General features: G+C 45.0%; 13 protein-coding genes. 7 read left to right on the plus strand and 6 right to left on the minus strand.

Features of this window, described 5'->3' with window-relative positions:
* The 6 genes from LDL18_RS04005 to LDL18_RS04030 all read left to right on the plus strand — a co-directional run.
* Positions 1-679, plus strand: a 679-nt coding sequence (locus LDL18_RS04005; protein ID WP_296507093.1) for a glycosyltransferase, incomplete at its 5' end; no start/stop codon positions are given.
* Positions 676-1536, plus strand: a complete 861-nt coding sequence (gene hpnC, locus LDL18_RS04010) for a squalene synthase HpnC (RefSeq protein WP_296507094.1) — start codon at positions 676-678, stop codon at positions 1534-1536. The genes LDL18_RS04005 and hpnC, both read left to right, overlap by 4 nt.
* Positions 1536-2411, plus strand: coding sequence for a presqualene diphosphate synthase HpnD (gene hpnD / locus LDL18_RS04015; RefSeq protein WP_296507095.1), 876 nt, complete (start codon positions 1536-1538; stop codon positions 2409-2411). The genes hpnC and hpnD overlap by 1 nt, the downstream gene beginning before the upstream one ends.
* The gene (gene hpnE / locus LDL18_RS04020) at positions 2408-3652 is read left to right on the plus strand and encodes a hydroxysqualene dehydroxylase HpnE (RefSeq protein ID WP_296507096.1); all 1245 of its coding nucleotides are present in this window, start codon (positions 2408-2410) and stop codon (positions 3650-3652) included. The genes hpnD and hpnE overlap by 4 nt, the downstream gene beginning before the upstream one ends.
* A 15-nt stretch (positions 3653-3667) precedes the next feature.
* The gene (gene shc, locus LDL18_RS04025; RefSeq protein ID WP_296507097.1) at positions 3668-5644 is read left to right on the plus strand and encodes a squalene--hopene cyclase; all 1977 of its coding nucleotides are present in this window, start codon (positions 3668-3670) and stop codon (positions 5642-5644) included.
* Positions 5645-5783: 139 nt separating this feature from the next.
* On the plus strand, positions 5784-6461 hold the full coding sequence (locus LDL18_RS04030) for a phosphorylase (RefSeq protein WP_296507098.1): 678 nt from the start codon (positions 5784-5786) through the stop codon (positions 6459-6461).
* Here LDL18_RS04030 and hpnH read toward each other — a convergent pair.
* Positions 6405-7550, minus strand: a complete 1146-nt coding sequence (gene hpnH / locus LDL18_RS04035) for an adenosyl-hopene transferase HpnH (RefSeq protein ID WP_296507099.1) — start codon at positions 7548-7550, stop codon at positions 6405-6407. The genes LDL18_RS04030 and hpnH overlap by 57 nt on opposite strands.
* A 3-nt stretch (positions 7551-7553) precedes the next feature.
* On the minus strand, positions 7554-8576 hold the full coding sequence (ispH, locus tag LDL18_RS04040; protein ID WP_296507100.1) for a 4-hydroxy-3-methylbut-2-enyl diphosphate reductase: 1023 nt from the start codon (positions 8574-8576) through the stop codon (positions 7554-7556).
* 495 nt (positions 8577-9071) lie between these two features.
* Here ispH and LDL18_RS04045 point away from each other — a divergent pair, with 495 nt between their 5' ends.
* Positions 9072-9662: an HpnM family protein gene (locus LDL18_RS04045; protein WP_296507101.1), complete on the plus strand. Its 591-nt coding sequence runs from the start codon at positions 9072-9074 to the stop codon at positions 9660-9662.
* Positions 9663-9723: 61 nt separating this feature from the next.
* Here the strand turns inward: LDL18_RS04045 and LDL18_RS04050 are convergent, their stop codons facing one another.
* The 4 genes from LDL18_RS04050 to LDL18_RS04065 form a co-directional block, all read right to left on the minus strand.
* Positions 9724-9987, minus strand: a complete 264-nt coding sequence (locus LDL18_RS04050; RefSeq protein ID WP_296507102.1) for a hypothetical protein — start codon at positions 9985-9987, stop codon at positions 9724-9726.
* Positions 9988-10040: 53 nt separating this feature from the next.
* Entirely contained in the window at positions 10041-11066 is a 1026-nt protein-coding gene (cheB, locus tag LDL18_RS04055; protein ID WP_296507103.1) for a chemotaxis-specific protein-glutamate methyltransferase CheB, read from the minus strand.
* 357 nt (positions 11067-11423) lie between these two features.
* Positions 11424-13097 carry a chemotaxis protein CheW gene (locus LDL18_RS04060; RefSeq protein ID WP_296507104.1) on the minus strand — a complete coding sequence of 558 codons (1674 nt, stop codon included), beginning with the start codon at positions 13095-13097 and terminating at the stop codon, positions 11424-11426.
* 221 nt (positions 13098-13318) lie between these two features.
* The coding region (locus LDL18_RS04065) for a globin-coupled sensor protein (protein ID WP_296507105.1) at positions 13319-14556 on the minus strand (1238 nt) is incomplete at its 5' end.

Below are 14556 nucleotides of genomic sequence, written 5' to 3' on the forward strand. Positions count from 1 at the left end.
TGCCGAAAAAGACGGGCTTATTTTTCATTCCCTGATGGCACGACTAAGTTGTAACAATTTTGCCGAATGGGCACTTATTCCGGCCTTCGTCTTTTTCTTCCAGATGTTGTATCCTTTTCGGCATATCAATAATCCCAAGCATAAAACGGCCGGTGCTGCCGGTGGATGTATGTTAGCCGATCGTGCCAGTCTTGAAAAAGCAGGTGGGATAGGCGCTATCCGTCATGCTATTATTGATGATTGCAGCCTTGGCGGCATTATGAAAAAGCAAGGGAAAATCCGGCTTTCTTTAACAAACCGTTCATTGAGTATCCGACCCTATTTAGGGTTTCAGGAAATTGGTCACATGATTTCCCGTTCAGCTTATGCTCAATTACGATATTCTTTCTGGCTATTGGCATTGACATTATTCGGGATGTGCCTTGTTTATCTGGTACCGCCTGCTTTGGCTTTGCTGACCCATGGTGTATCGGCTTGGATTGGTCTGGCTGGATGGATGATGATGGCATTAGCCTTTCAACCCATATTACATTTTTATCACCGCTCTCCTCTTTGGGGTTTAGCGCTTCCCTTAATTGCGGCCTTTTATAGCTGTGCGACATTTTTTTCTGCCGTGCATGTCTGGCAAGGGCGAGGCGGTATGTGGAAGGGGCGTGCGCAAGCACGTATAGGTCTGTGAATATTAAAACAAAAAATAAGCTAAATGCAGCCGCTTTGGTTTCTGGAAAAGGGCATCAGGATGAAAATTTTCCAGTGGCCTCTTTTCTGATCAATCCTGAATATCGGCCTATTATTATGGCGTTTTATCAGTTTGCTCGCCAAGCTGATGATGTCGCCGATAATGTGATCGCAAGCAAAAAAGATCGCTTGGCTATCCTTGAGGATATGCGCAGCAGTCTAACAGGCGAAAGCCAGAGCGAGCCTAATGCCGTTGTCTTGCGCCAGACGTTGATAACGCATGGTCTCGATCATACGATCGTCCATGGTCTTGATCTGTTGGAAGCTTTCCGGCGTGATGTATCCGTCAATCGTTACGAAAATTGGGACGCTTTGCTAGATTATTGCCGTTATTCGGCTTCTCCTGTTGGGCGCTTCGTTTTGGATGTCCATAAGGAATCCCGTAACCTTTGGCCCATGAATGATGCTTTATGCACGGCATTACAGGTCATCAATCATCTTCAGGATTGCGGTAAAGACTATCGCATGATGAACCGTATTTATATCCCAAGTGATATTATGGAAGCGGTTGGTGCTACCGCTGGCGATTTGGGACGTTTTCATGCCTCATTGCCTTTACGTCAGGCAATTGAGACGGCTGCCTTGAAAACAAAATCTCTTTTGAAACGGTCGTCCGGTTTTTCTGCAGCTATTCACGACAAGCGGTTGGGGGTTGAAGTCGCGGTTATCCAGCGCTTGGCGGAAAGCCTGACCGAATGTTTAATGAAGCATGATCCGCTATCCGAACGGGTTCACCATAATAAAGCTGAAACTTTGGGACTGGCCTTTGTCGCCGCCGCAGGGAGATTATTTTCTTAATGACTTCGGCCATGAAAAAGATTCAGCCAGAGGCCTTTTCCGAAAAATCATCGGATAGCCAAGCTTCGGCCAGCGGCGCAAAAAGCAGTAGCTTCTATATCGGTATGCGGGTTTTGCCGCCAGCCGAGCGGGAAGCAATGTATGCTGTTTACAATTTCTGTCGCCAAGTCGATGACATTGCCGATGATCTGGAAGGCAGCCAAGAGGAAAGAAAGAAAGCGCTTGACGCGTGGCGTCATGATATCAATGCCCTTTATTCAGGTGATCCCTGTGGCCAAGCTGCTTTTCTTAAAGAACCGGTTGCCCGTTTCCATTTGAGACAGGAAGACTTTATTGCCGTTATTGACGGTATGGCTATGGATTTGAAGGGGCCTATCATCTTCCCTGATGAAGCAACCCTTGATCTTTATTGTGATCGCGTTGCTTCGGCTGTCGGGCGGCTGTCTGTCTATGTTTTTGGCATGGATCCCAATATAGGGGAATCTTTAGCTTATCATTTGGGGCGGGCTTTACAGTTAACCAATATCTTGCGCGATATTGACGAAGATGCTGAAATAGGGCGTTGTTATCTGCCTCGGGAGCCGCTTGAAAAAGCCGGTATTCCACTGGATATTGAAAAAGCCTTGGCTGATCCACGGTTGGACAAGGTTTGCCGTGATATCGCTTGGCAGGCCGAAGGGCATTATGCCGCATCAGATCATATCATTCATAATCGCCCTAAAGGCTATTTGATTGCGCCTCGTTTGATGGCAGCAGCCTATTCGGCATTGTTACGTAAAATGTTGGCACAAGGGTGGAAAAATCCTCGGAAGAAAGTCAAACATAACAAGCTCGCCCTTTTATGGACTTTGCTTAGATTGAAGGTGACTTCATGAGTGTAACGCATATTATCGGGGCGGGGCTGGCTGGGTTATCTGCCGCGGTAGCGATTACCTATGCCGGAGGACGCGTCAAAATTTATGAAGCCTCGGCTATGGCTGGGGGGCGGGCGCGTTCTTATCATGATAAAAAGCTGGGGATTGAAATTGACAATGGCAATCATATGCTGCTGTCAGGAAATCATTCTGCCGAGACCTATTTGAGAAGAATAGGGGCAGAGCATCGCTTTAAAAGCCCAAAAGAGGCTGCCTTTTCTTTTTGTGATCTAAGTGACAAAGAACGCTTTACCATAAAATTAAGCAATGGCTTTGTGCCGTGGTGGGTTTTATGCGCCAAAAGCCGCGTTCCCCATAGCAAAGCCAAGGATTATTTAGCGTTATTGTCGCTGTTATTGGCAGATCATAATACCAAGATAGGCGATATTATCCCTGATAATACGGCTTTATGGCGTAAATTGCTTGATCCTTTTTTTGTTTCGGTTCTCAATACACCGGCAAAAGACGGGGCAGCTTGTCTTGCGGCGGCGGTTATTCGGGAAACTTTGATGAAGGGGGGAAAGGCTTGCATCCCCCGCATTGCCTATCCCAATTTAGCAAGTAGTTTTATTGATCCTGCGCTTGACTATCTGAAAGCCAGAGGGGTGGAAGTCGATTACCGTAACCGTTTGCGTCAAATCCATTTTTCGGGACAAGATGTTACCTCTTTGGAATTTGCCCATCAGGATATAAAACTGGAAAAAGGCGATAAGGTTATTATCGCTTTGCCTGCTTGGGTCGTTCAGTCCTTGATACCGGATATCGAAACGCCGGATAAATATCAGGCGATTATTAACGCTCATTTCTTGATGAAGCCTACTGCCGCTATGCCTCATATTATGGGTGTTGTGGGAGGAACGGCTGATTGGATTTTCACTTTTGAAAATCGGATATCGGTTACGATCAGCGCCGCTAATCATTTATTGGCGCTTGAAAAAGAAGAACTGGTTAAGCGTATCTGGGATGATATTCAGACCGTTTATGCTTTCAAGCAGGATATGCCTGAATGGCAGGTCGTGACTGAAAAAAGAGCCACTTTTGAAGCGACTGTTGATCAGAATAATCGTCGTCCACCGGCTGTTACGGCATGGAATAACCTGTTTTTAGCCGGAAATTGGGTGAGAACAGGCCTTCCTGCGACTATTGAAAGCGCTATCCGATCCGGTCAGACCGCGGCTGATCTCGCTTTATCCCATTCATAATTAGAAAGCCTATACATGACTGTATCGACTTCCTCGGCTTTTCATCATAGCCCGTTGTCTGATGATGTTGAGCCGATTATCCAAAAGGCCACCCGTGCCTTGCTCGAGAAGCAGCATCAGGATGGCCATTGGGTTTTTGAATTGGAAGCTGATGCAACCATTCCCGCTGAATACATATTGTTAAAGCATTATTTGGGTGAACCCGAAGATTTAGAAATAGAGGCCAAGATAGGTCGCTATTTGCGTCGTATTCAGGGCGAACATGGTGGATGGCCTTTGTTTTATGGTGGTGTTCTTGATTTGAGCGCCACGGTTAAAGCCTATTTTGCCTTGAAAATGATCGGCGATTCTCTTGACGCGCCTCATATGCTTAAGGCAAGAAATGAGATTTTGGCACGGGGCGGAGCGATGCGTGCCAATGTTTTTACACGTATCCAATTGGCTTTGTTCGGGGCAATGTCATGGGAGCATGTCCCTCAAATGCCCGTAGAGTTGATGTTGATGCCGGAATGGTTTCCGGTTCACATCAATAAAATGGCCTATTGGGCAAGAACCGTTTTAGTCCCGTTATTGGTTTTACAGGCGTTAAAGCCTGTCGCCCGTAATCCGCGCGGTATCTTGGTTGATGAATTATTTGTGCCAGATGTTTTGCCGACTCTTCAGGAAAGCGGTGACCCGATATGGCGTCGTTTTTTTTCGGCGCTTGATAAGGTATTGCATAAAGTAGAACCTTATTGGCCGAAAAATATGCGTGCGAAGGCTATTCATAGCTGTGTCCATTTTGTAACCGAGCGTTTGAATGGTGAAGACGGGTTGGGTGCTATTTATCCGGCGATTGCCAATAGTGTCATGATGTATGATGCCTTGGGATATCCCGAAAGCCATCCAGAAAGAGCCATTGCCCGTCGGGCTGTCGAAAAATTGATGGTGTTAGATGGCACCGAAGATCAGGATGATAAAGAAGTCTATTGTCAGCCTTGTTTGTCACCGATTTGGGATACAGCCTTGCTTGCCCATGCCATGTTGGAAGTCGGAGGCGATGAGGCCGAAAAATCGGCTATTTCTGCCCTGAGCTGGTTAAAACCGCAACAAATTTTAGATGTAAAGGGTGATTGGGCCTGGCGGCGGCCTGATGTCCGACCTGGGGGATGGGCCTTTCAATATAGAAATGACTATTATCCCGATGTCGATGATACGGCTGTTGTGACTATGGCCATGGATCGAGCCGCAAAATTATCTGATGTCAGCGATGATTTTGAAGAATCCAAAGCGCGTGCCATGGAATGGACCATTGGGATGCAAAGCGATAATGGCGGTTGGGGCGCATTTGATGCCAATAACAGTTATAATTATCTGAATAATATTCCCTTTGCTGATCATGGCGCGTTACTTGATCCGCCAACGGTCGATGTCTCGGCACGCTGTGTTTCGATGATGGCGCAAGCCGGTATCTCGATTGCAGATCCTAAAATGAAAGCGGCGGTTGATTATCTTCTGAAAGAACAGGAAGAGGATGGTAGCTGGTTCGGGCGTTGGGGTGTTAATTACATATATGGCACGTGGTCGGCCTTATGTGCATTGAATGTGGCAGCTTTGCCTTATGACCATTTGGCTATCCGTAAAGCGGTAGCTTGGTTAAAAGCTATTCAAAATAAAGACGGTGGCTGGGGTGAAAATTGCGATAGTTATGCCCTTGATTATAGCGGATATGAGCCGATGAATTCGACGGCTTCTCAAACAGCATGGGCTTTATTGGGCTTGATGGCTGTTGGGGAGGCAAATTCTGAGGCAGTAACAAAGGGTATAAATTGGCTGGCACAAAATCAAGATGAAGAAGGGTTGTGGAAAGAAGATTATTATAGCGGGGGTGGTTTTCCCCGTGTTTTTTATCTTCGATATCACGGCTATTCCAAATATTTTCCTCTTTGGGCTTTAGCGCGCTATCGCAATTTGAAAAAAGCCAATCAGCCGATTGTTCATTATGGGATGTAAAAGGCTGATTTTATAACCTGTTGGTAATGAAATACGTCTAAATCAAAATACGGCTGATTTTTGGCCGTATTTTTTTGTATCATCATATTGTTTTTATAAAATATTGTGATGATTAGCAGGGTATTATGAAGGAAAAAATATGCTGAACCATATCCTTGCTGTGACCGGAATAGATCGTGAAGCACGGGCGGCGGCGCAATGTGAAAAAGTTTTGTCTCTGGCAGGGGGAGGGGATAGTGTTCGCCTCGAAGAATCTTTGCGCCGAATTATGCAGGAAAACACGATTTCCGGTTTAGTGAGTTTTGGTTTGGCTGGCGCTTTGGATTCTGATTTAAAAGTAGGCGATTGGGTAGTCGGAAGCCATTTAACAGGGAATGTCGAGGCCGATTGCGATGAAGCATGGCAAGACTCGCTTGAGAAAATTTTCCCTACATTGAAAAAGGGAATAGTTTATTCAGATGGCACTCTTGTTTCCGATATTGCCCAGAAACAAGACATTCAAAAAAAACAAAAGGCTATCGCCGTTGACATGGAATCCCATATCGTCGCCCGAATAGCCCAAGAATATCATTGTCCATTTATTATTTTAAGAGTGATTTCAGATCAGGCCGATCATGCTCTACCGCCCGCTTTTTCGGTGGCGATGCAACCTGATGGCAGCGTCGCAATACCGGCCTTACTGAAATCATTGCTATTGAAACCGAGCCAAATACCGGCTTTCGTCACGACAGCAAAGGCCGCAACGAAAGCCTTGAAAGAGTTAGGCCGCGTCGGTTTCATTTTTGGCAGCAGCCTCGGATTCCCTGATTTCAGCTAAACGCTGCTGAACGTGATCGGAGAATACATCCTTGGCACGGCGCTGATTGGCAAGGCTGATATCCGGTGCCATCGCACCTTCTGTTTTGATGCCTTTTAAAGCGACCATCGCAGCTTTCAGCGGATGGCGAACCGTATCGATAACAGCGGTCGCCTCAAAGCCGGAATGAACCATGCAGTCTTGGCATTTTTCATAATTGCCAACGCCGTAATCATCCCAAGCCGTATTTTCCATAAGGTCTTTGAAGCTTTTGGCGTAATCTTCGCCTAAAAGGTAGCAAGGACGCTGCCAACCAAAGACAGTACGGGTCGGATTGCCCCAAGGCGTGCATTTATAGGTTTCGTTACCAGCCAAGAAGTTCAAGAATTGAATGGACTGGTTGAATGGCCATTTATGACCTTTGCCCAAACGGAAAATATTGCGGAACAGGTTTTTCGTGGTGGTGCGGTTCAGGAATTCATCCTGATTGGCAGCCCGTTCATAGGCGTAACCCGGAGAAACCGTGATGCCGTCAATACCGATAGCCTTCATGCGATCAAAGAATTTAGCCGTCCGTTCTGGATTGGCATCGTTGAAGAGCGTGCAGTTGATCGAAACCTGAAAACCACGGGATTTAGCAAGACGAATAGCGGCTTCCGCTGTTTCATAGACACCGTCTAAAGAAACAGAACGGTCATGCATTTCCTTGTCACCATCAAGATGGATTGACCAAGTAAAATTGGGGCGCGGTTCATATTGATCGACCTTCTTTGCAAAAAGCAAAGCATTGGTGCAGCAAATAACGAATTTGCCTTTATCAAGAGCGCCTTTGACAATTTTAGGCATGTCGCGATGAAGCAGCGGTTCACCACCCGCGATAGAAACCACCGGAGCGCCGCATTCATCAATGGCCTGCATACATTCGTCATAAGACAAACGCTGGTTCAGAATTTCTTTGGGGTAATCGATTTTACCGCAGCCCTGACAAGCAAGATTGCAGCGGAAAAGCGGTTCAAGCATTAAAACCAGAGGATAACGCGTTGTCCCTTTGATATGATTACCGAGGATGTAGGAACCAATCCGTAAAACCTGACTAAAAGGAATACCCAAGGCTCAAGCCTCCTGTTCTGTATCGTTAGAGAGACTGTCCGCCTCTTCTGAAGCAGCAGTTTTGTTATCTAAATTGTTATGTGCCGCATTGCGGGCTTTGAGATGACGCAGAGTTGGCGGCAAGCGGAAAGCAATCTTCTCTTCGACACCGTCAAGCTGCTCTACAGTGACAGAGCCTAGAGCGCGGATAGCGGTGATAACGCTTTGCACCAATTCTTCTGGTGCAGAAGCCCCAGCCGTTAATCCGACTGTATTGATACCTTCAAACCAAACAGGGTCAATTTCGCTGCCATCGGCGATCAGATAGCTGGGAAGACCTTCTTCTAAGCCAATTTCGCGTAAACGGTTGGAATTTGAGCTGTTTGGTGAACCGACAACCAAAATGAGATCGGATTGTTTGCAAAGATCTCTGACAGCCGCTTGCCGATTCTGGGTCGCGTAACAAATATCCGAGGTATCGGGCCCAATGACATCTGTAAATTTTTTGCGCAATGCGGCGATAACCGAGCGGGTATCATCAACAGAAAGCGTTGTCTGGGTGATGAAAGCGACCGGCGTATCGGACGGAATGTCAAGGCTGTCTACCTGTTCGGCAGAACCGACAAGATGAACAGGCCCATCAATCTGGCCTAAGGTGCCTTCGATTTCAGGGTGACCGGCATGGCCAATTAAAATCAAAGTCCGTCCATGAGAAAGATAGCGTCGGCCTTGCGCATGCACTTTGTTTACCAAAGGACAGGTTGCATCGACTACCGGCAAGCCGCGTTCTTCGGCTTCCTTTTGAACGGTACGAGCAACGCCATGCGCACTGAAAACAGTGACTTCGCCGGGGGGAACTTCGGAGAGTTCTTCGACAAAGACAGCGCCTTTTGCCTTTAATGTATCGACAACATGACGATTATGAACGATTTCATGGCGAACATATACAGGCGCTCCGACACGGTCTAATGCCTGATCGACAATTTCGATAGCACGGATCACGCCGGCACAGAAGCCACGCGGTTGAGCCAGAATGATTTTTATCACAAACAGTCCCGATTTTGGATGTTCTTAATTCTAGACCTTGCAAGTCTAACCTGACACAGGTCTGTATCTATTTTATAGATAATTCTAAAGCAGATAACGCATAATGTAGCATAGAAACGGCAGATTTCGTGTGAATTATGTATAAAAAACACAGTATTTTCAGATGTTGAGGTCAAAAACGGAAACTCAACCCTTTTTTTGACGTTTTTTTTCATCAAGGCATAATGAAGCATTTTTTGTGAAGGATTAGACAAAAAGTTCTAAACCGGCGATGAGTGAAGGGAAGGATGCTTGTTTCAAGGTTATTGTTCTTTCCTCGTTCATTAGATGCTTTTTAAAAAGACATATTAAACCAATGGAAGAAAGCCGACGGGAAAATCAGGATATTCCATTTCCATTATTTCCGGCATTTTTATAAATGGGAGATAAGTAAGAAATGTGGAATCGTATTTTGCCTCTTTCCATATTCATGTGAATTGAAGAGTAGGATTTTTTATGGCTTTAAAATTAAGAAATATAATACCCGCTATTTTGGTGACGGTAGCGCCGGTTGCAGCCTTTGCTCAAGCGAGCGATCCTGCCGCCACCCAAATTGACGCCTATCACAATGCTATTATCGAAATCATGAAGCAGGGAAAAAGCCTTGGAATTTCTGGCCGGATAACACGCTTTGAAACCTTGGTTCATGACTATTATGACATGCCAACCATGACCTCTTTGGTTGTTGGATCTGGTTGGTCTTCAGCTTCCCAAGCGGATCGCGATCAGGCTATTGCGGCTTTAGAACATCATAGTGCCGTTATGTTGGCCAGCAATTTTGTTAGCTATGGCGGTGAACAGTTTAAAACCGAACTACCTGTTACCAGCCGTGGTTCTGATAAGTTGGTGCGGGCAACGATTACGAGCGATAAGCTGATTTACCGGATGCGTTTTAGTCAGGGTAAATGGAGAATCGTCGATATTATCTCGGATGGTGTCAGCCAGTTAGCGGTTCAGCGTGCTGACTTCTCTTCGACGGTTGCTTCTAATGGTATTCCGGGGCTGGTTCATAAATTGGCAGTGATTGATGCCAAAACCATGAAATAATTGAATAATATTTCCTAGGCCGGAGCTTTTTAAGATCCGGCTTATTGGGAGAAATAGGGTTTTAGTCTTTTAAACGCGCTGCCAAAACCTCAAGCGGGATATGTTTGACAGCTTCAAGACGATCATCGGCCTGTAAGATATCCGCGATGATAGCAAGCCTTTGTGTAATATGATCGAAATCCTGCAAAACAGAGACATGATTTTCGACAACATAGCTATCGCCGCATAATATCACTGACAGATGTTCGACATCATGGCGCACCAAAGCGACTTCGGCGGCCAGCTTTTTAAATAAAAGGGTGGTTGCCCGATTATTTTTGCACAAATCTCCGGAACAGGGACGAGCCTGTTCCGGATTGAGAAATTTTTTATCTGGTTTTATTTCTGACATTTAGCAAGAACCACAGAGGCGATATCGCCGATAGCGACCTCCTGATCGATAACTTTGGCATCGCGAGCAGCGCGGGGGGCATCACCAGCAATGGCAGTTTCCTGATCTTGAGCAAAAGTGAAAGCGCCACTAGCTTTTAATGCCCTCATTCCAGCAACGCCATCATCACCAACCCCCGTCAAAATACCGGCAACAACATCATCTTTGGCGGTTTTTGCAAGGGCTGCAAATAGCAAGCTGGCGCTAGGGCGGTGTCCTTGAACCGGTTCCTTGGGAAGCAGGCGAATGGTCGGATCAGGCCAACGGTCAATAACCACATGGTTATTGGTGTCGCTGGCAATATAGATCACGCCTTGTTTTAATTTTGCACCATCTTTGGCCAGTTTGACCTGAGGTTTGATAGCAGAACCCAAACGAGTCAGATAAATTTCGGTAAAACTATCGTCCAAAGGTTGCACAATAAGGGTCGGGGGGCAGTTCGCCGGAAATTCCGGTAAAATGTCAAGCATTGCATCCACGCCACCCGTTGAGGTCGCAAGGGCAATCATCTTGCCATTCCATTCCAGTTCGTCTTTGGCAACCTTGCGCTGTCTGGTCTTTTTACGGATTTTACCGCCAGCCGCAGCAACAATCAGTTCGGCTAGTTTAGGCCCAAGTTTTTTGAAAACTTCTAGAGTCACATTCTGAGGTTTCGGGAAGCATTCAAATGCGCCCAGTTCCAAAGCACGCAGTGAAATTTCTGCACCACGCTGGGTCAGCGTCGAAAGCATGATGACCGGCATTGGCCGTTCTTTCATGATTTCTTCGAGAAATTCGATACCGCTCATTCCCGGCATTTCGACGTCAAGCGTAATGACCTGGGGTGATAATTCTGCAATACGTTCCCGTGCTTCATCTGCATTCGCCGCGACGCCGACAACCTGAATATTATCAAAGCTGTCCAGCACCTCGGAAAAGAGGGTGCGCATGGTGAGAGAATCATCAACAATTAAAACGCGAACAGGATCGCTCATTCCGTATCCCTTTATAGTGATTTTAAAACGCCCGTGATATTTACGAAAACTGGTTCAATATGAAGCAGTTGTTTAAAAACCGATATTTCTAAATCCTATTGAATGTCTATCATTTGATAGAAAGTCTAATACCATAAACTCTAAAATATGCTTAACAAAATCGGCTTTTGTCTTTATATTTCAGACATATAAGACGATGCTTTTCTGGAAAAATTATCAATTTTTATAGAAAATCATAAGTCATCAAAAATATAAAAATCGACTCCTTAATAAAAATGAGCATCTATCCAAAATGGATTTTTAAATTAAAATATTTTACGTAATAATAAAAATATATTCTTTTAAAATAATGTAAAATTAACTGTATTTGTGCGGGTTTAATAAGGAGTCTATGTCAATAACTAGAGCCGTTCGACCTTCTTGTAGGAAAGCGACCCCACTAATACCGTGCACAGCTTGGAAATTTTTTTCGAGGCTTTGAACTAAAAGCTGTCTTTGGCTTTCAAGAGCATCAACGATAATCATCACTTCTGGTTGGTGAATCATCGGGTCAATTCTGATTAGGATTTTTTGGCCTGTCTTAAAAGAAGCCTGTGTGAAATTTTCCTCTCCCAATAAAGCAGAAAGTGCAATAGCGGGAAACCATTGATCCCGTAATTGGATCATTGACTGTCTTTCATCCACCCAATGAATATCTTCTGCCTTGACCGCGATACTTTCGACGATATCGGAGATAGGCAGGATATAGCTTTGATCTTTGACGGTAGTAATCAGACCTTCAACCATTGTTTGATTAAGGGGTAAAAGCATCGTGACCCGCGTGCCTAAACGGGGAGGGGCATAGATGCGTATTTCCCCCTTCAGTGACTGGACAATATCCTTGACGGTCGCAAAGCCGCCTTTCCCATGATGCGAAGCATGGCCTTCAAAAGACTGCGCTTCGTTTTCCTTTCCATCTGGAGCATCTTTGTCTGCAATTATGCCGTATTGTTCGGCGATTTTGACCAGTTTTTCCCACAGAATACCACGCCCATCATCGGCGATAATGATCTTTAAGCGGCTAGCATGATAGCGGGCTTCTAAGCGAATATGACCTTCGCGCGGTTTACCGATTTCCTGACGTGTTTCGCTTTCTTCAATGCCATGAAAGGCCGCATTGTCGACGAGTTCAAGTAACGCCTTGCCAAGATCAATGACAATCCGTTTGTCGATTTTGATGTCAGAGCCGATAACCGAAAAAATGATATTTTTGTGATTATTGCCGCCTCTTTGCTTAATGATATCAATGACTTGTCTAAAAAGCGGCTCGATAGTCTGAGTCTGGAGCGCCATGGCATAATTATTGGCCGATTGGATCAATTGATCCAATTTTTCGAGCGCATTGACCCGACCGGATTTTTCATCTGAAAGGCTATGAGTAAGACTTAATTCTGAACGAATGCTAAGCATTTCGTGGAATATATCGAATAAATTGTCCAGTTTTTCAGGATTAACTGGAATATGCGGTTCAAGACTGCCTTCAACGTGAAGCGTTTCCTCTGCTGCATTCTGATGGATGCGCGTTACGGGATCATCGGCAACCAGAGCGCTTTGGGATAGAATAACTTCTGGCTTGTCTATAGTGATTTCATGGCCGACTTTTTTAATCGCATATTGAGAAGAATGGGCAATTGTCTTTTGTAATTCTTCTTCAATCTGAGTCTGGTCAGACGGAATTTGTTTTTCTGTAATTGCCAGAATGTAATTTTCGATCGTATCAAAACTACGCTGGATAAGATCAATTAAGAACAGATTTAACGCTAAGCGATCTTTGCGGATCGCTTCTATCAGTTGAGCCAGCAAAAAAGTTAACTGAACTAATGCTATTTCCTCATTGCCGGAGGCCTGATTATTCAGTTCTTTTATTGCCATTTCCAGACGGAGCAAACATTTGCTGTCGTAGATACCAGCCTGACAGGCCTTTAGATCATTTTCGATCGTTTTTTTTTGGGCTTGCCATAAAGTAAACAGTTTTTTTTCGGGCTGTGTCATAAATTATACCGTCTTCCCCGAAAGAACGTCTGATAGTTCCTGTTACCTTTGAATGTCGAAAAGGGACATTCAGAAAATAGCGATCGCCTAAAGCCTTTATCAGTCTTGTTATTATATCAAAAAGGCAAAATAGGCTGGAAAATTTTTCTTATTACGTCAAGGATCAATTAGAAAGCGCGCATAATATTTGACATTTTTTATCGCTATAAAATGAGGCAAAATTAGTTTGTTTTCTCATTTTTTCCTAGATGAAAACGTTCCAAAGCGGTGCCGAGCAGGTCAATCGCTTCGACAATATTCCGAGAAGCTTCGGTTGATTGCTCAACAATAACGCCGCCTTGTTGCGTTATTTGTTCGGTATTTTTAACGGTTGCAGCGGCGTTTTGCAGCTCTTGTGATTGAGATACGGCTGATAGTGAAATATCATGAGCTTGCCGGTTAACGGATTCGATACTCTCTATAATTTCTTCAAAGGTTTTGCCGGTATTTTCAACGTGATTTTTTGTGATGCTAAGCTGTTTTAAACTGTCTTCAATAAGAGTTTTAATACCTGCAGCGGCTTCGGCTGAACGCTGTGCCAACGCCCGAACTTCGTTCGCAACAACGGTAAATCCACGGCCTGCTTCACTGGCCTTCGCCGCTTCAATACTGGCATTTAAGGCCAAAAGATTAGTCTGAAATGCAATATCATCAATGAGGGTGACGATATTGGAAATCTTTTTAGATGAGGCGGACAAAGCCTCCATGCTTTTGATGGCATCATAGGCGATACGACCACCTTCACCCGCTTTTTCCCGTGTTTCATCAATGGATTTACTGACATCCTTTGCCTGTAAAGCGGTATTTTTAGCCGCTTCGGCAATATGATTCATGGTATTGGTCGCATCACCTAATGTTTGGATTTGATGATGGCTGGCATCGGTCAAAGATTGTGAAAAACGACCGATATTATGCGCTTCTGATTTGGCGCGATGAGCGATTTCAATGACTTGGGCAATAACACCCGCTAAGCTAGAACGCATAATGGCGAAGTCATTCGCGATCGCGGCATAGTTTTTCGGGATATGTTCCAGAACGACATCAAAATTTTGTTCGGCCATCTGGTTGAGGGCTTTGCTCAAGCTCGTCAGGATAGTGTTCCGTTCCTGACGCTCGTAATCCAGATAATTAGACAGAACAATTTCAATATCAAGAAGCGTTAATTTGACTAAAGAGCCAATTGTATCGGCTAATTTGCGGTTGAGAAACAAACCTGCCGCTGAGGATTTTATTGCCCGCGTAATTAACTGTTCCAAATTAACAGCATAGGCGCTGATATAATAGGTGGGTGTTACCCCGATTTGGGCATGAATGGCGCCGATTTTTTTGGAAGTTTCCTCACTTTTTTTATCGAAAGGTAAGGTAAACCACGAGAGCCAATGCGCTAGCTGCTTCTTTTTTGCCTTTTCAATCGCGTCTT

The organism is Zymomonas sp. (assembly GCF_020216885.1).
In the GTDB taxonomy this organism is placed as follows: Bacteria; Pseudomonadota; Alphaproteobacteria; order Sphingomonadales; family Sphingomonadaceae; genus Zymomonas.

Bases quoted from the DNA above. Each gene is read 5' to 3' on its own strand.
- hpnD (WP_296507095.1), top strand. From the start codon at position 1,536: ATGACTTCGGCCATGAAAAAGATTCAGCCAGAGGCCTTTTCCGAAAAA.
- hpnE (WP_296507096.1), top strand. From the start codon at position 2,408: ATGAGTGTAACGCATATTATCGGGGCGGGGCTGGCTGGGTTATCTGCC.
- shc (WP_296507097.1), top strand. From the start codon at position 3,668: ATGACTGTATCGACTTCCTCGGCTTTTCATCATAGCCCGTTGTCTGAT.
- LDL18_RS04030 (WP_296507098.1), top strand. From the start codon at position 5,784: ATGCTGAACCATATCCTTGCTGTGACCGGAATAGATCGTGAAGCACGG.
- LDL18_RS04045 (WP_296507101.1), top strand. From the start codon at position 9,072: ATGGCTTTAAAATTAAGAAATATAATACCCGCTATTTTGGTGACGGTA.
- cheB (WP_296507103.1), bottom strand. From the start codon at position 11,066: ATGAGCGATCCTGTTCGCGTTTTAATTGTTGATGATTCTCTCACCATG.
- LDL18_RS04060 (WP_296507104.1), bottom strand. From the start codon at position 13,097: ATGACACAGCCCGAAAAAAAACTGTTTACTTTATGGCAAGCCCAAAAA.